Annotated in this window: 15 protein-coding genes and 1 tRNA gene; 9 read left to right on the top strand and 7 right to left on the bottom strand. The window is 47.3% G+C overall.

Annotated features, from left to right (window positions below; translation table 11 throughout):
- Window positions 1–30 precede the first annotated feature (30 nt).
- A complete protein-coding gene (locus BMI79_RS11005; RefSeq protein WP_076942187.1) occupies window positions 31–702 on the bottom strand; it encodes a DUF2057 family protein in 672 nt (223 codons plus the stop codon).
- 225 nt (window positions 703–927) lie between these two features.
- On the opposite strand from BMI79_RS11005, the gene BMI79_RS11000 reads away from it, so the two are divergent.
- Window positions 928–1,341, top strand: a complete 414-nt coding sequence (locus BMI79_RS11000) for a CoA-binding protein (RefSeq protein ID WP_076942186.1) — start codon at window positions 928–930, stop codon at window positions 1,339–1,341.
- Window positions 1,342–1,408: 67 nt separating this feature from the next.
- Here the strand turns inward: BMI79_RS11000 and hspQ are convergent, their stop codons facing one another.
- Complete coding sequence (gene hspQ / locus BMI79_RS10995) at window positions 1,409–1,726, bottom strand: heat shock protein HspQ (protein ID WP_076942185.1); 318 nt, start codon at window positions 1,724–1,726, stop codon at window positions 1,409–1,411.
- Between the two features lie 62 nt (window positions 1,727–1,788).
- Complete coding sequence (gene rlmI, locus BMI79_RS10990; RefSeq protein ID WP_076942184.1) at window positions 1,789–2,979, bottom strand: 23S rRNA (cytosine(1962)-C(5))-methyltransferase RlmI; 1,191 nt, start codon at window positions 2,977–2,979, stop codon at window positions 1,789–1,791.
- Between the two features lie 93 nt (window positions 2,980–3,072).
- On the opposite strand from rlmI, the gene yccX reads away from it, so the two are divergent.
- Entirely contained in the window at window positions 3,073–3,351 is a 279-nt protein-coding gene (gene yccX, locus BMI79_RS10985) for an acylphosphatase (protein WP_076942183.1), read from the top strand.
- Between the two features lie 3 nt (window positions 3,352–3,354).
- Here yccX and tusE read toward each other — a convergent pair whose 3' ends face one another.
- Window positions 3,355–3,684, bottom strand: a complete 330-nt coding sequence (gene tusE, locus BMI79_RS10980; RefSeq protein WP_076942182.1) for a sulfurtransferase TusE — start codon at window positions 3,682–3,684, stop codon at window positions 3,355–3,357.
- 111 nt (window positions 3,685–3,795) lie between these two features.
- Complete coding sequence (gene yccA / locus BMI79_RS10975; protein ID WP_076942181.1) at window positions 3,796–4,455, bottom strand: FtsH protease modulator YccA; 660 nt, start codon at window positions 4,453–4,455, stop codon at window positions 3,796–3,798.
- Between the two features lie 230 nt (window positions 4,456–4,685).
- Here yccA and BMI79_RS10970 point away from each other — a divergent pair.
- Window positions 4,686–4,773, top strand: a tRNA-Ser gene (locus BMI79_RS10970).
- A gap of 137 nt (window positions 4,774–4,910) precedes the next feature.
- Here BMI79_RS10970 and BMI79_RS10965 read toward each other — a convergent pair.
- Window positions 4,911–5,693: an AraC family transcriptional regulator gene (locus BMI79_RS10965; protein ID WP_076942180.1), complete on the bottom strand. Its 783-nt coding sequence runs from the start codon at window positions 5,691–5,693 to the stop codon at window positions 4,911–4,913.
- A 1,014-nt stretch (window positions 5,694–6,707) separates the two neighbouring features.
- Between BMI79_RS10965 and BMI79_RS10955 the strand changes: the two genes are divergently transcribed.
- The 3 genes from BMI79_RS10955 to BMI79_RS10945 all read left to right on the top strand — a co-directional run bounded on the left by BMI79_RS10955 (window position 6,708) and on the right by BMI79_RS10945 (window position 8,467).
- Entirely contained in the window at window positions 6,708–7,208 is a 501-nt protein-coding gene (locus BMI79_RS10955; RefSeq protein WP_076942178.1) for a 4-hydroxylaminobenzoate lyase, read from the top strand.
- A 33-nt stretch (window positions 7,209–7,241) separates the two neighbouring features.
- Entirely contained in the window at window positions 7,242–7,820 is a 579-nt protein-coding gene (locus tag BMI79_RS10950) for an NADPH-dependent FMN reductase (protein WP_076942177.1), read from the top strand.
- Window positions 7,821–8,047: 227 nt separating this feature from the next.
- Window positions 8,048–8,467 carry a DoxX family protein gene (locus BMI79_RS10945; RefSeq protein ID WP_076942176.1) on the top strand — a complete coding sequence of 140 codons (420 nt, stop codon included), beginning with the start codon at window positions 8,048–8,050 and terminating at the stop codon, window positions 8,465–8,467.
- A 684-nt stretch (window positions 8,468–9,151) separates the two neighbouring features.
- On the opposite strand, the gene BMI79_RS10940 is transcribed toward BMI79_RS10945, so the two are convergent.
- On the bottom strand, window positions 9,152–11,041 hold the full coding sequence (locus BMI79_RS10940; RefSeq protein ID WP_076942175.1) for a PhoX family protein: 1,890 nt from the start codon (window positions 11,039–11,041) through the stop codon (window positions 9,152–9,154).
- A gap of 532 nt (window positions 11,042–11,573) precedes the next feature.
- Between BMI79_RS10940 and BMI79_RS10935 the strand changes: the two genes are divergently transcribed.
- The 3 genes from BMI79_RS10935 (at window position 11,574) to BMI79_RS10930 (ending at window position 16,651) form a co-directional block, all read left to right on the top strand.
- The gene (locus BMI79_RS10935) at window positions 11,574–13,619 is read left to right on the top strand and encodes a bifunctional 2',3'-cyclic-nucleotide 2'-phosphodiesterase/3'-nucleotidase (RefSeq protein ID WP_076942174.1); all 2,046 of its coding nucleotides are present in this window, start codon (window positions 11,574–11,576) and stop codon (window positions 13,617–13,619) included.
- 401 nt (window positions 13,620–14,020) lie between these two features.
- Window positions 14,021–14,260, top strand: a complete 240-nt coding sequence (locus BMI79_RS23550) for a hypothetical protein (RefSeq protein ID WP_125828784.1) — start codon at window positions 14,021–14,023, stop codon at window positions 14,258–14,260.
- Window positions 14,261–14,461: 201 nt separating this feature from the next.
- Complete coding sequence (locus BMI79_RS10930; RefSeq protein WP_076942173.1) at window positions 14,462–16,651, top strand: phosphocholine-specific phospholipase C; 2,190 nt, start codon at window positions 14,462–14,464, stop codon at window positions 16,649–16,651.
- The last annotated feature ends 6 nt before the right edge of the window (window positions 16,652–16,657 follow it).

Below are 16,657 nucleotides of genomic sequence, written 5' to 3'. Positions count from 1 at the left end.
TTTAGCTCATGATAAAGGCGCGAATTCATCTCAGTAGGTGGCCTGTTGATTTGCCCAAGTGATGAAACGTTTTTGCGTTTCTTTATCTGCCTGCAAAAACCAGTATTGCAGCATCTGTTCTGAGACGTTTCCTCCCTGCAAGGTAATGACTTTCTGGTTGGTTTTCGTGGTGCCCGGCGTGTCTGCAATGGTCGTTGCTCGCAGATGCGCCAACGCTGGAACAGAGGCGGGGCGATCCTGCGCATTGTAATCGGCAATGACTTTTTCAAGGTTAACGCCAGCAGACAGTGCATGCATCGGCAACACATCACGTTTCAGCGCCAGCGCTTTACCGTTTTTATCAATGATTCTATAGTTCACCGTTTCGTCGAAATGTCGGCCGTCACGCTCATTTTCGATACGTGGCAGCTCAATGCTTACCGAATCGATCCCCTGGCTATTGAAGACCGCAATCAACGGCTGCGAGGTGTACAGTACTTGACTACGTGCATTTTTGCGTACGGGTTTGGTGACTTTGAACAGCAACTGGTGTTGGCCGCCATCCAGTTCTAGGCTGTCTGCGCCTTTTAATAACGAGCCTGTCATTTTCTTACCATCGACAGCCAGTAAATCGATGTATGGTGACAGCTTCAGGGTCGTAGCCGCGGCCGATACACTCAGTAAGAGACTGAATAGCCCCGCAACCACCAGACCAAATTTCATCGTTTTTTCCTTTATCCTAGAACATTGTTATTAGTGTTAAGTACGGTTCAGGTTGTGTCAAAATTATTCAATACTATATGTTATTTACATTTTTACATATTTATAAACGTTTTGAAATCAATGATGCTGCCTAGTCTGAACCCGTTATGAAGAAATGCTTACTGAGGAAGAGCCTTCGGTTACACTTGAGGCAGGAGCGTCCTTACACAATATCAGGAGCGGAAGATGCAAGATCAAGACATTGCAGGCGTACTGAAGCAGGTAAAAACTATTGCGTTGGTGGGGGCCAGTGACAATCCTGGCCGGCCCAGCTATGGGGTTATGGCCTATTTGCAGGCGCAAGGGTATCAGGTGACGCCGGTCAGCCCGAAGCTGGCTGGGCAGACGCTGCTTGGCCAGAAAGTGTATGCCAAGCTGGAAGATATTCCTCATCCTATCGATATGGTTGACGTATTCCGTAACGCTGAGGCGGCTTACGGTGTGGCTCAGGAAGCAATTGCTATCGGCGCTAAAGTGCTGTGGCTGCAGATTGGCGTTATCAGCGAACAGGCTGCGGTGTTGGCCAGTGACGCCGGGCTGAAAGTGATCATGGATCGCTGCCCGAAAATAGAGATCCCCCGTTTGGGGCTGGCGCGCTGAGTCAGCCAAAATAATAAGGGCTTGGCATCATGCCAAGCCCCCGTGCGGGTTTCTCAGGCCTTGGCGCTTAGTTGCGCAGTCGTGGTGCCTGTAGCTGGTGGCGGATGGATTCCGCTAGTTCATCCAGCGATGGTTGCTCTGGATGGGCGTCCTGTTCTTCACCTGCCAGCTGTACTTCAGCCAGATAAGTGTGAACCGGTTGACCTTCTTCATCCTCCATCACCACGTGATACCAAGGAGCGAAGCGCAGCTCATCATTAGCTGCAATCTCGTCAGCTTTGGGCTGCTCCAGAGAGTATTCAGGGTCGATATCAATAACTACGCCCAAATACCCTAGCAGTTTATGACGTACCTGCTGTCCGATACCGAATTTGCTGGCAATCATGATGACCTCCTGAGAAACAGTGTATTGCTCTCTATATGAGGGCAAATACAGCGTATTTCAAGTTACATCACCCGACACGCAAACCCTTTCAAATACAGCCCTTCAGGGTAAGTCGCGATAACCGGGTGATCGGCAGCTTGTCGGAACTGCTCTATAAATTGTACATCACGCCCAGCATCTACAGCGGCATCGGCTAAAATTTTCTGGAATAAATCGGTTGGCATCAGGCCGGAACAGGAGAAGCTAAGTAAAATGCCACCTGGATTCAGCAATTGCAGCGCCAACATATTGATATCTTTATAACCACGGCAGGCGCTGGCCAGTTGATTCTTGTTTTCAACAAACTTGGGTGGATCCATGATGATCAGGTCGAATTTCTCACCCTGCGTCCGATAATTACGCAGCAATTGGAAAACATCGTCGCGCACAAATTCTGCCTTGCTCAGATCCAGTTGGTTCAGCTCAACGTTCTGCTTGGCGATATCCAGCGCTGCCTGTGATGTATCTACGCTGATGACCTGCGTACAGCCACCCATCAACGCCGCAACTGCGAAAGCGCCGGTGTAAGAGAAACAGTTGAGTACGCGGCGGCCAGCAGAGTAGTTGCGCGCGGCCAAGCGGCTGTCACGCTGATCGAGATAAAAACCGGTCTTGTGGCCTTGTTGAATATCAACCAGCAGCTTCATGCCGTGTTCGGTAATAGGCAGCAGAGCGGGTGGCAGGTCGCCCAGAATTTGGCCTTGCGCCAAAGGCAGGCCTTCTTTTTTACGCACGGCAACGTCGGAACGATCGTAGATAGCGCACTCTGGGTAGCAATGCTGCAGAGCGGAGATCAGCGCCGCACGCTGGTATTCCGCGCCAGCCGAAAGCAACTGCAGCACCAGGAAGTTCTGAAAGCGATCGATGGTGATCCCCGGCATCCCGTCAGACTCACCGGCAATCAAACGATAACCGTCCAGCCCATCACGTTTGGCCACCCAGTCTCGCCAGTTCTGCGCCTGTTGCAGACGACGGATAAAGAACGCAATGTCGATCTCTTCATCGTGCTGGAAAGTCCAGACGCGCGCGCGAATTTGTGATTCTGGTGAATAAGCACCGCGTGCCAGCCATTTGCCCTGGCTGTCGAGAATATCAATGGTTTCACCTGAGAGAGCTTTGCCCTCAATGCGTTGAACGGCACCAGAGAAAACCCATGGATGGCGACGGAGTAAGGATTTTTCACGTCCTTTGGTGAGATAGAGACGTACGGTCATAATTAAGTATGCTGCCAGCTAGATAAAAAAGAGTCACACTCTCTGAGCATCAACGCAGAAAATGCATAAACGAAAATCGATAAGGAGCCGATTATGACACAAGTTTGTATTGCCGCGTATGTCTATGGCGTGGTGCAGGGCGTGGGGTTTCGCTATAACACACAGTATAAAGCGACGGCGTTAGGGCTGACCGGCTATGCACGCAACCTGGATGATGGCAGCGTAGAAGTGGTGGCATGTGGTGAACAACAACAGGTTGAACAACTGGTGGCGTGGCTAAAAAGCGGCGGCCCACGGGGGGCTCGCGTCGATCGTGTGCTGGTGGAGCCGCAGGGAGTAGCGGATTACAAAGGGTTCAGCATCCGCTACTAGGTATTAGATACATTTCACCGGTTTTGGCAGACCTGCGATTTTTGTCGCCTGTTTGGCTGGGCCTTTTGGGAACAGGCGATAAAGGTAACGGCTGTTGCCTTTCTCTTCGCCGTATTTCTGCGCCATGGCTTTCACCAGCATACGGATAGCGGGTGAGGTATTAAATTCCTGATAAAAATTACGGACAAAACGCACCACTTCCCAGTGCGCCTCTGTCAGCTCGATCTCTTCCTGCGCCGCCAGCAGCGGTGCCATGCCTTCTTGCCAGTCGGCGCTGTTTTTCAGGTAACCCTGGGCGTCAGTTTCAATGATCTGTCCTTCAAACTCCAACATATTGCCTCGGTAACAAATAATTTATGGCGGGCATCAGTTTAGCAAATTTTGTTATCGGCAAAAATAAAGCCCCGCGGGATGAGCGGGGCTAGGATCTCGCCTAACGGACGATCAGTTGCTGCGGGCAAAGCCCAGAATGCTCAGCAGGCTGATGAACATATTGTATAGTGAAACATACAGGCTGACGGTGGCGCGGATATAGTTGGTCTCGCCGCCGTGAATAATATTACTGGTTTCCCACAGCATGGCACCGGCAGAAAACAGGATAAACAGTGCGCTAATCGCCAGGTGCAGGGCAGGGATTTGCAGGAACAGGTTAGCAATCACCGCCACTAACAGCACCACGAAACCCGCCATCAGCATGCCAGAAAGGAATGACATGTCTTTACGGGTCGTCAGCACATAGGCTGAACAGCAAAAGAACACTGCCGCGGTGCCGCCCAGCGCTAACATAATCAGATCGCCTGCGCCAGCATTGAGGAAAGAACTCAGAATCGGGCCAAGGGCATAGCCCATAAAACCTGTGAAGGCGAAAGCAGCAAGAATACCTGCTGGGCTATTTGCCAGCTTGTGAGTCAGGAACATCAGGCCATAAAAGCCAACCAACATTAACAGCAGCCCTGGAGCGGGTAAGCCCAGCATGGTGCTGGCTGTTGCGGTTAATGCAGAGAAGGCCAGCGTAAGGGATAGCAAGAAATAGGTGTTGCGCAATACTTTATGCGTGCTAAGTAATGAGTCGCGCGAGGAGGATGAGACGACAATGCGGTCCATAATGATCTCTCTTATCAGGTCATCACAAAATTGATCATGATCATAGGCAGCATAATCGTTTGATTAAAGAGTGTTTACTCATCTTTACTCATGGGCTGCCGCGCTTGGGTTTTACACCGGTGAAATGGTGATTTCTTCAGCGTAAAGCTGTGATATGCCGGTTTTTCGTTCGGTTGAACGGTTTCAGGCTTTACAAGCGGATCGGCTGTGTTTATAGTTCGCTTCGTTGCGGAGGGGTGGCCGAGTGGCTGAAGGCAACGGTCTTGAAAACCGTCGACGGGAAACCGTTCCAGAGTTCGAATCTCTGCTCCTCCGCCATATTTTGACCCCAAGCTTTTGATAAGCTTGGGTTTTTTTGTATATCATCCTGTATGTCATTGGATATTGGCTTCATTAGCCGTGTGTCCATTGTTCGTGGGTAAGATCAATGTTACTGGACAGCATCTTAATACGACTTACCTATAAACATCGAAGCGCCGATGTAACTGTGTCGCATATTGCCCAGGGGACTGCCCTAGTGCTTTCTTGAACATGACAATGAAGGCAGCGGATGAATCGTAACCAAGCTCATCTGCAACCTGTTGTACTGGTAACCCTATCGACAGCTTTTGCACAGCTACCACCAGATGCAATTGTCGCCTCCACTGACCAAAACTCATTCCGGTGCTATGGTAGATCCTGCGAGCCAAGGATCGCTCACTCATTGCCACGTGCTCTGCCCATTGCACAATGGTTCTACGGTCAGCCGGGTTTCTACGTAAAGCCTCGGCAATCCGACGCAATCTAGGATCGTTGGGTAATGGGAAGTAGATAGATTCCATCGGCAAATCAACCAGTTCGTCCAACAGCACCTGCACCAGTCTGCCAGTACGATCCGTGCTTTCATAATGCTGTGGTAACCCACTTAGATGTAAAATAATTTCCCTGACCAATGGTGACAGTGTCAAGCTGCAGCACTGAGTTGGCATACGGGCTGCGCTGGGATCGATGAACAAGAAATGAAAGCGTGCTTTGGATGTAACATGGCTGTGATGAGGGATGCCTGGTGGAATCCAGATAGCTGACTGCGGCGGCACCAACCAAAGTGCATCTGGTACTTGGCAAGCAGTACTACCACTCAAAGAGATGACCAACTGTCCCTTGCTATGATGATGAGGCAATTGCTCAGGTAGAGTACCGTCTACATCTATCTGCAGGGCGACTACAGGCAGGGGAGATGTCTCTGGATCGATCAACATAGGGGCAGTATAAATAATGGCATATTTTAGATATAAACTGTCATATTATGCGTATCTGGTCAATTCGTTTCAGTCCTATACTCCTTGTAACCCTAAAGCACTACGAGGGAAACTGCATTATTACCCTCGTTATGCTGGACGAGAAAGGGACAGACGTCACTCATTCGACCGGAGTAAAATGAGCATCAAGGTATAGATGTTAGTATCAGCGGAGTAACTATGCAGTTGTTTGTACGTTAAACACTCTCGCCGCTTAATGTCATGATGCTACCACTGGGTGACCGGCAAACTTAACTTATTTACGAAGTTGTTCCGAAATGAACGACAGGATGATTGGTACGTTCATTGTATACAGTGTCCGCGTAAGGATATATCTTGCCTATGGGCTTTATGAGTTTTCTATTTCCATTATTTGCCGTATTGATCTGGTCGATTAATGTTGTTAATAAAGCATCAACTGATGTAATAGATCCGGCTACAATCTCTTTTTATCGTTGGTTGTTAGCATTTATTGTGTTAATGCCTTTTGTACTAGCATGGGTGCTCCGCAATCGGGTGATTGTTCTTTACAATAGAGGGAGGGGATTAATTATCGCTCTTTTAGAGATGGTCTTATACCAAAGCCCAGTCTATATTTTTACCACCCTATCTCTTCATGGCAAAGAATACAGTTTAATAGTATGAGTATTCCATTAATGTTGTTTTCCTGGATCCCGGAATCTTTGTTTGCATCATTTTTGTGGATCCAGTGTGTAGTGCGTTTTAGTATGAAAACGGATTTTATTTTTATGATCTCATTACCACTTTTTACAGCTATTATAGCTATTTTTACATGGAAATTTACAAAGATATCATATTGTTGGCGAAGGGATGGTCTTAACCGATGTTATTCTAGCCCAGTATCTACAGATTCTATTTATAAAAAATTATACGGAAAATAATGTTTTGGCTTGAACGAAAAAATTGAAAAAACGGCCTATATCAAGGTTGTTGAAAACATAAGGAATCCTCTATATGTCAAACAGTGAAAAACATAAAAAAGAGTTTCTTGACGTGGTGCATCGAGTATGTGACGCAATTCGTGGAATGCCACTTGATAATGAGCTAGCAGAATATTTGAACATGCATTATGGGCCCAATACGGGTACTTATCAGACATTATCACGCTTGTTGCGACTCGGGGTTGAAGAGGGGTGGGTTGCTTATGTTGAGATAGAGGGCCCGAGTTATCGCCGCGGACGCCTTGCTGAGATTGGTTTTAATACAGCAGGCATGAGCATTGAAAGTGGTCTTCTATGCAATGTAAAAGGTCAATACCACAGCCATACTAAAGGAGAGATCAATATGATCATTCCACTTGAGTCGGGTGCTAACTTCTGTGGTACTACAGCGGGATGGCGTGTATTTGAACCGATGAGTGAACATTTCCCAACAGTGGAAGGAAAAGCGTTAATAATGTTTTTTCTTCCAGATGGGGCGATTGAATACAAAGCGCCACCCTCTCATCTACAATAAACCTTGCCCAATTTGTTTTGGAGGAAACCATTAATGACTATACGTATACTGGCATTTTGTGGCAGTAATCGGCGCGGCTCCTTTAATCAACAACTGCTTAAGTTAGCTGCTCAGGGGGCTGTGGATACTGGCGCAGAAGTTAAAATTGTACAGTTAGCTGAATTTGAGTTACCTATCTATGATGGCGATGAAGAATTACAGCATGGTTTACCGAAAGGTGTTATAGCATTACAAGAGCTTTTCGCACAACACGATGGCTTTTTGATAGCTACCCCTGAATATAACGGTGGATATACGGCACTGTTGAAAAATGTCATTGATTGGATTAGCAGGCCACAAAACAATGGTATTCTTGGTACCGCACTATTCACAGGCAAAGTTGCCGCCCTTGTTTCTGCATCACCCGGCTTGCTTGGTGGCCTACGCTCTCAAATGAGCATGCGCACTGTTCTGGATAAGCTCGGTGTTCTGGTTATTCCAAACTCTTTTGCACTCAGTTCAGCACATACAGCGTTTGATGATGAAGGACATCTACGTGATATTACCGCACAAAGGCAGGTACTCGCTGTCGGAGCAGCATTGACTCAAGCAGCTATGAAACTTGGTGTGTGAATTCAGGCAGTTTTCCATATATAAACTGCAAATAGTCGGCAGTGATAAACTGTGGGCTATTTGTTGACCGAGTCGTGCATAACCGAATAGCAAAAAACTCATGAACTTGGCCAAAACAACATGAAAGAAAGTTATTAATATTGCGTGGCAATACATAGACCATAAATTATCATTATCGCCTTGCTGTCAATTTTTTAATATCATAACTTGTAAAATAGGAATTAAATATGACAAACCAGCTCGCTGTAAATATTAAAAATGTTAATAGAGTTAATCATGCTGTACGTATGGCAGGGATTATGCTTTCATCCCTATTTATCGTTGCAGGTTTTATTAAAATAGCCAATTTCGAATCGTTTCTGACTATGTTAGGCAAGGTTGGTGTGCCAGCTATTCTTTTAAAGCCGGGTATTCTATTGGCTATCGTAATTGAACTTGGTTGTGGTTTTGCTCTAGCTTTAGGATGGAAAGCGCGATGGGCAGCTATGACTTTGGCAGTGTTTTTGATACCATCAACGTTGATGTTCCATCCATTTTGGACTGCTAGCCCTGATCATTTTTACAATGAACTATACCATTTTCTTAAAAACGTAACATTATTTGGGGGATTATTGCTTGCATTTAATGCTTACACACATAAAGAGTAAAATACCCAAAATAATTTGAGTTATTTGTAAGCAGCAACTGAACGAGTCCCAGGCGCTTAGTCAAGTAAGTGACTGGGATGAATAGAAGGTATTAGTTGTCCGCTTAGCGAGCCACGGTGATAACTATCTGAAAATGAGTTAGTTATTAGTATACCATTTTTAATTGAGGGACACAGTCGCTCGGCATATTAGTAAACTTTTTCCGTGAAGACTCTCATAAGGTTTTTTACAGAATAGCCTAATAATCGGCATTTTCCTCCCTAATTCTTCTGTTATCGCTGTCCTGACGGGGAAGAGCCAACCTGTCCCAGGGCTTGTCTGCTCTATACTCTGTACCTCTAACAGTAGTTGTGCTCAATGTGAAATAGAAGCAGCAATATCTTTCTGAAAATATTAAGGTGTTTTTTATACCGTAACTTTCGTCACAAAGCCAGCCCTAGCTTTTATCATTGGCCGTCGTTGTTCCAATTAATCAGTGTGGAGATACGCTGCTTCAACCTTTTAATACGCTTGGTTTTTTCTTTAACGGTTTTTTACTATATCATTAGGTATTGGTTTCAATTGTCCTTCTTAACCCTGTGTTGAATCGATATTTGAAGGGCTAGCTTGGTATCCTGCGAATATCGGTGAGTAAAAGTGTAGGGCGCAAAGTTAAGAAGATAGGCAGAATAAAATATTCACGCATCAGGCTCCGATCACGCCACCATCTTCCCGGGTGACCATGATCACTGAGGAACGCGGGCGCGGGCTGTTGTTTGGGAAGCGTGAATCCCCTTCTTCTCCAGGGTGCTGTACGTTGACAAACATCGTCTTGTAGTCGGGAGTGAAGGCGATACCGGTCAATTCGCACGACTTTGGTCCAACCATAAATCGGCGGATTTCGCCACTTTTCGGATCACCCACTAACATCTGGTTATTGCCTTGTCCTTGATAATCGCCTTTATTGCTGTATTTGCCATCGGTCAGGATCCACAGACGGCCCGCCTTGTCAAAACCTAAACCATCGGGGCTGTTAAATGTATTTTCTGCGGTGATATTTGGTGTACCACGGTTAACCCCCTCTGGATGGGCAATCGGGTTGCCAGCCAGTACATAAATGTCCCAAGAGAAATTCTCCGCAGTTGCATCACCGCCTTCATCCCAGCGAATGATCTGGCCGTAAAGGTTGTTGGGGCGAGGGTTGGCCGCATTGACCGGCATGCCTTCTTCGCCGCGTTTACTGTTGTTGGTCAATGTACAATAGGTTTGGCCGTCATGCGGATTGATAGCAATCCATTCCGGGCGGTCCATTTTGGTTGCACCAACCTGTGATGCTGCCTTGCGTGCAAAGATTAAGACCTCGGCTGCATCACGGAAGCCATTTTCTGGCGTAAGTCCATTTTTACCAAACTCAAGTGCAAGCCAGCGGCCTGTTCCTTTCAAAGGCGTGCCGTTGGCATCTCCGTCAAACTGCGCCACGTACAGCGTGCCATCATCCAGTAGGCGGTGATTATTTGCTGGATTGCTGCTATCGACTTTGTTTTTGGAAACGTATTTGTAGATATGCTCGCCGCGCTCGTCATCGCCCATATAAACCACCAGGCGACCGTCTTTGGCGACCGTTACTGCGGCGTTCTCATGCTTGAAACGACCCAGAGCGGTACGTTTTATCGGTGTAGAGTGCGGGTTCATTGGATCGATCTCGACGATCCAACCAAACCGGTTGAGCTCATTGGGGTTCTTCGCTACGTCGAAACGTTCGTCAAACGTTGACCAGTTGCGCTCCGGTTCGTTGGCTTTGAGTGCATAGCGTTTTTGTTCCGGGGTGGTTTTATAATCCGCCTGTTGGGTACCGAAATAGGTTTCGAAGTTTTCTTCGCAGGTCAGGTAGGTGCCCCATGGGGTTTTTCCGTTGGAGCAGTTATTGAGCGTACCCAGAACTCTACGGCCTGAAGGATCGGCGGCGGTTTGCAACAGTGGATGGCCCGTGGCCGGGCCGCTGAACTGCATTTCGCTGTTGGCGGTGATGCGGCGGTTATAGCGCGATGGGCGCTCAACTTGCCAGCGTTGACTATCGCCGATGCGTTTCACCGCGACAATCGATACGCCGTGCGCCGCTTGGGATTTACGGACGTCTTCCAGGCTGCTGGCCTGGCTGCCGCCATGGGCGAACAGGTATTGTTCGTTAACGTATTCGTTGTTGATCGCCATCACGCCGTGATTGTCGTCAATAGGGAAGAAACTCATGCCGTCATTGTTATCGCCAAACTGTTTTTCTTGTTCGGCTGCGCTGTTGCCTCCGTTGGGATCGAACGCCATTGCGCCGTCCACCAAGGGATCGCCCCATGAGATCAGCACCTCGGCTTTATAACCTGGAGCAATGACCACTTCGTCGGCAGTAGAAGCCGCAATCCCTTTAAAACCTAATAAATTACTGGCTGGCAAATTTTCCGCCAGCGCTTCACTGGAAAGGCTCAATATGCTGCCGCCGAGGAAACTGACTACGCCAACGGCACTAGCGCTGCCGAGCAACAACTTGCGCCGGGTAGGGTTGAGCAGAGGGGAGCTAGTGAGTTGTTCTATTTTCTTCGTCATGGTATTCGCTTCCTGAATAGTTTGTGTCATGAGCAACATTCACCAGAGTTGCTGGGATAAAAATTACGATGAATACTAATCAGAGTGTGTGACGAAAATGTTACAGGGTAAGCAAGTGGCCAAATTAAAGAATGCAGCCTATACCCTTCATACTTCAAGTTGCTTGGATGTTGGCTGCATCCGCTCGCACCAGTCACATAGTTATCTATGCTCCTGGCGACTCTCGGAATTGCCGTCTACAAGCAACTCGAATTATTTTGGGTATAGCTTGCTGTGCGTTGGGTCATCGCCTCCAGTCGTCCCGACTTACCCGCAGAATTATCAGCGGACTTTTTAGATTCAGTGTATCGCGGGATGATAGGGCAGAGCGTAGTTATCAGTTTTTATTAGCTATTATCTCATTGTTCACTAAAATGAAATGCTGATGTAACAGAGGTTTTTTATTTTGATATTTTTATATTGAATCATGGACCGATTTTTTCGACGGTGTCATCAATGTTTAAGTGACGCCCCTATTATTCCTGGAGAGCTTATGTTAGCCGGTTTTAAGAAAAATATTATTATCCTGTCTCTTCTATCCATCGTGGTATTGGCGCTAGACGCCTGTGACTCAAGCAATAATCAAACAGATACCACTGCAACTCCGATTGTTGGTAATAGCGAACTCACGCTGGTTGCGACCACCGATCTTCATGCCAACGCCTTGAGTTATGATTATTTCAAACTCAGTGAGGATCAGAACTTCGGGTTTGAACGAACGGCAACGCTGTTGCGGGAAATGAAAAGTAAATACGGTAATGTCTTGCTATTGGATAATGGTGACACCATTCAAGGCACCACACTGGCAGACTATCAGGCACAGGTTAATCCGATTAGCTGTGATGAAAAGCTGGCTATTTACCAAGTGATGGATGAGATAGGTTATGATGCGGGTACCTTGGGTAATCATGAATTCAATTACGGTTTACCTTATCTGGCCCAGGTTACCGGGGCAACGTTCAACATAGCGGCTCTGCCTGCAGTGAGTGAACAAAAGAAATGTGTTGGCCCCAATTTTCCGTTGGTTTCATCCAATGTCTGGAGCCAAAAGGACGGTAAGCCCCTTTATAAACCCTATATCATCCTGAATAAAAGCTTGAAAACCTATGATGCTCAAGGTCAGGAAAGCCTGGTGCCCATCAAGATAGCCGTTATTGGTTTCACGCCTCCCCCTATTATGAACTGGGACAAGCGCTGGCTGGCTGAACAGATCGGTGTCAGCGGTGTTGTTGAAGCGGCAGAAAAATATGTTCCTATGGCGAAGGCTGAAGGTGCCGATTTGGTTATTGCACTCTCTCACGGCGGCTATAGCACCGACGCTTACTCAGCAGAGATGGAAAACGCCAACTATTATCTTGCAAAAGTTCCTGGAATAGACGCGATCATTATGGGGCATACCCATAATGAATTCCCATTGGCATCCTGTAATAGCGCTGCCTGTAATACCCAAGGCGTCGACAGCAAAAATGGTTTTCTGAATGGCGTTCCGGCAGTAATGGCCAGCTATTGGGGCAAAGCGGTGGGGCTAATTCATTTAACCCTAGAGCACGATCGGTCTGGTTGGAAAGTCATCAAGGACAATACCCGCGTAGAATTGGAAAAAACGCTATTAGATTCGAGCACAAAAACCTATGTCGCTGCCGATCCCTCAATTTTACAAACGATTCAGGCCGTGCATGAAGAAGTGATTGATTATGTCAAAACGCCGATTGGACGGAGTGATTTTGATATGACAACCTTTTTTGCCGATGTCGGCGAGGCTTCTGCTATTCAGATTGTCAACGCTGCACAGGCGGATTACGTCAAGACTTATGTTGATCTTAACCTCCCTGAATATCACGATATTCCCGTTCTCTCTGTCAGCGCACCATTTAAGGGCGGCTTTTCTGGCGTCGGTGATTTTACAGTAGTTGAAGCGGGGAATCTCTCTATCTATAACGCCGCCGATCTCTATCTCTATCCGAATACGGTTTATGCGGTGTTAGTGACAGGCGATATTGTTAAAGACTGGCTGGAAAAATCAGCACAGCGCTTTAATCAGATTGATCCTGCTTCTGACATGGCGCAAAACTTGACGACCTCATTTCCCAGCTTTAACTTTGATATGTTTACGTCCGATGACCTGAAATATCAGATTGACATCACTCAACCCGTCGGCAAACGGATTGTTGACCTCACCTATAAAGGTCAAGCAATAGATGCAAGCCAGCAGTTTATTATTGCCACCAACAATTATCGTGCAACCGGCGGGGGTGGTTTCCCTGGCCTCACGGCGGAGCGGATTATTTATGCATCACCGGATAATAACCGCGATGTACTGATTAATTACATCAAGAATCGGGCAGTCTTGACACGCGAACAGGATGGCAACGCACGCAGCTGGCGCTTTGCCCCGGTGACCACCTCAGGCCCGGTTATTTTCCGTTCCGCCGCAGATAAACTGGCCTATGCGCAGAGCATCGGTTTGATGAATATCAGCGTCTACAAAGCCGATGACGGTAATGGTATGAGCCTCTACCAGATTGATCTCTCAAAGTAATCTAAAATTTAACGTCACATTGGCCGACAAAACGTTTCCATTACAGCAGGGTAATACCTCTGCTGTAATGGAGCGATGGTAAAGAGTCCCCTGTTATTTCCAATGTCATATTAATCACATATTTCCTTAATATATATACCATTATTTGTCAGTATCTTTTTCTAGGTTCAAGTTATCGATGCATGGCTTTTTTACTTCCCGCAGTAACTTGAACAATACAAAGCATAAGGCCATGGAAAACGTGATATGCCCGAGGTAACCCGGAGTTGGCAACGGGAACTAAGAGATATATCGGTGAGAGAGCGATTTAAACCGCGCTTGCACTGGCCCGCATGGAGCGAGTCACGCTGTTAACATCGCACAACGTGAAGTATGACGGGGGCAAATTAGGGAGAGTCAGCATGTATGTTATTCACCATAGCCCACTCGATTGGGCTAAGAAGTTATTACCTTTATTACGGGTGTTATTCTGTGTGGCGGTTTTGTCTGCGTGTGATTCCTCAACCCAGCCAGTTCAGCCAACAGATTCGAGCCTGTCAGCAGAAGAGAAGTCATCCGAATCATCGGAGGAGTCAACGGATGATAAAAATAAGGAAGAAGATCAAGAAGAAAAACCAGGCGTCATACGTTGCGCGCCATGATAACAGTTAGCGCATGTATACCCTAAATAATTCGAGTTGCAAGCGCTGCTTGTAGGCGGTTCCAAAGGGGCGATGCTGATAGATGAGCCAACACCCATGTAACTTTAAGTATGACGGGTATACAAGCTCTACTGCACGAACGCCTGAAGCAGGTGTGTTGAGTTGAATGGATTTATTTTTCTATTTTAAAAGGGACTGGTTATGACAATCGATAAAGGTAAACGCAAATTTTTAAAGGGCTCATTAAGCACCATTGCCGCGATGACGGCGATGCAAATGTTCCCACCCAGTATTCAAAAAGCACTGGCAATAGCGGCAAACAATAAAACCGGTACTATTAAAGATGTCGAGCATGTTGTTATATTTATGCAGGAAAACCGCTCTTTTGATAATTACTTTGGTACTTTTCCTGGCGTGCGCGGTTTTGGCGATCGTTTTACCATTCCATTGCCGAACAACCTCAACGTTTGGCAACAGAGCGATGGTAAAGGGAATGTCATCTTGCCTTATCGTCTCGATCAAGATCAGGGTAATGCACAGCGCGTTGCCGGTACGCCACATTCATGGGTTGATGCCAGAAATGCCTGGGATAAAGGCCGCATGACTCATTGGCCGCAATACAAGCAACCTCAATCCATGTCCTATTTTGGTGAGCAGGAGTTGCAGTTCCAGTTTGCCCTAGCCAATGCGTTTACCCTTTGTGATGCCTATTATTGTTCACTGCATGGTGGGACTAATAGCAACCGTTTATTCCATATGACAGGGACAAACGGAGCCACTACATCTACAGGCAAAGTGGTGGTTAACAACGTGTTTGATGAATTAAACACGGATACCGATCTGAATTACGCCTATGACTGGACAACCTACCCTGAGCGACTGGAAGCTAACGGCGTATCCTGGAAGGTTTATCAGAACTTGCCTGATAACTTTACTGATAATCCGCTGGCGGGGTTCCGCCAATATCGCGAGGCCAACATCCTTTCGGGTAAACCGGTCTATAACGATGTGGATTTTGATGATAATCCTGCTTATGACCCGGCAACGGATAGCAAAGGCTTATATAAAGGGATTGCCAATACCATGCCCGACGGTGGTTTTTTGGCCAGTTTTAAACAGGATATATTGGCAGGGAACCTACCACAGGTGAGTTGGATTATTGCGCCTGCCGACTATTCTGAACATCCCGGCCCTTCGAGCCCGGTACAGGGTGCCTGGTACACACAAGAAATTCTGGATGCATTAACTGAAAACCCTGATGTTTGGAGTAAAACCGTGTTATTCGTCAATTTTGACGAAAACGATGGTTTTTTTGATCATATGCCGCCGCCCTGTGCGCCCTCGTTGGATGAGAATGATGAACCGATCGGCAAGTCGACCCTCAGCCAAGAGCAGTTATCCTATGAGTATTACACGCATCCCATCGTCGATGGCACCAGAATGCCGCCTCAGGATAAAGATTGTTATGGCCCAGGCCCGCGCGTGCCCATGTTTGTGATTTCGCCTTGGAGTCGTGGTGGTTGGGTCAATTCACAACAGTTTGATCACACATCGGTATTGCGCTTTTTGGAAGCCCGTTTTGGCGTCAGGGAAGAGAATATCAGCCCTTTCCGGCGTGCTGTATTCGGCGATTTAACCAGTGCGTTTAACTTTACCAATCCTAATGTTGATCCCTTGCCAACCTTGGAAGGGCGCAGTACCAAAGAGTATGCGGACACACTGCGGCAGGCGCAGGAGGCTTTATTGAAAATACCCGTCCCGGCAGAACAGGATTTTCCCGTTCAGCAGGCGGGAATAAAACCGTCTCGCGCATTGCCTTATGAGTTGCATACCAGCGCTCGTACTTATGCACAGGCACAGATAGTGAGCCTGATATTTGCCAATACCGGCAGTCAGGCCGCGGTTTTCCACGTCTATGACAAATTGCATCTGAAGCGTGTACCACGCCGTTACGTGGTGGAAGCGGGTAAACAACTGGATGACGTTTGGGTTCTCGATAACGCGGATGCAGGGGCTTATGATTTGTGGGTGCTCGGCCCCAATGGCTATCATCGCGCTTTTGCTGGCGAACTAACGCCGGGGCATGCCGATCCTGAAATACGCGTTTGTTATGACATCACGTATGGAAAAGTGCTGGTTACCCTGATGAACAGCAGCGATCGTCCCTGCGCCTTTAACGTCACAGCAAAAGCTTATCGCAAAGACGGCCCCTGGACGGCCACTGTAGCATCCGGCTCACAGCACGAATATGCCTGGGAATTGGAAGACAGCGGCAACTGGTATGATTTTGAGGTGACGTGTGAGGAGTTACCGGCATTTTATCGCCGTTTTGCCGGGCGGGTAGAAATCGGTAAAGACAGTATTACCGATCCTGCATTCGGGCTGTTATAAGTACCA

Source organism: Serratia oryzae (genome assembly GCF_001976145.1).
Classification (GTDB): domain Bacteria; phylum Pseudomonadota; class Gammaproteobacteria; order Enterobacterales; family Enterobacteriaceae; genus Chania; species Chania oryzae.
Note: the sequence above shows the minus strand (reverse complement) of the source record. Positions and strands in the feature narration are given on the sequence as shown.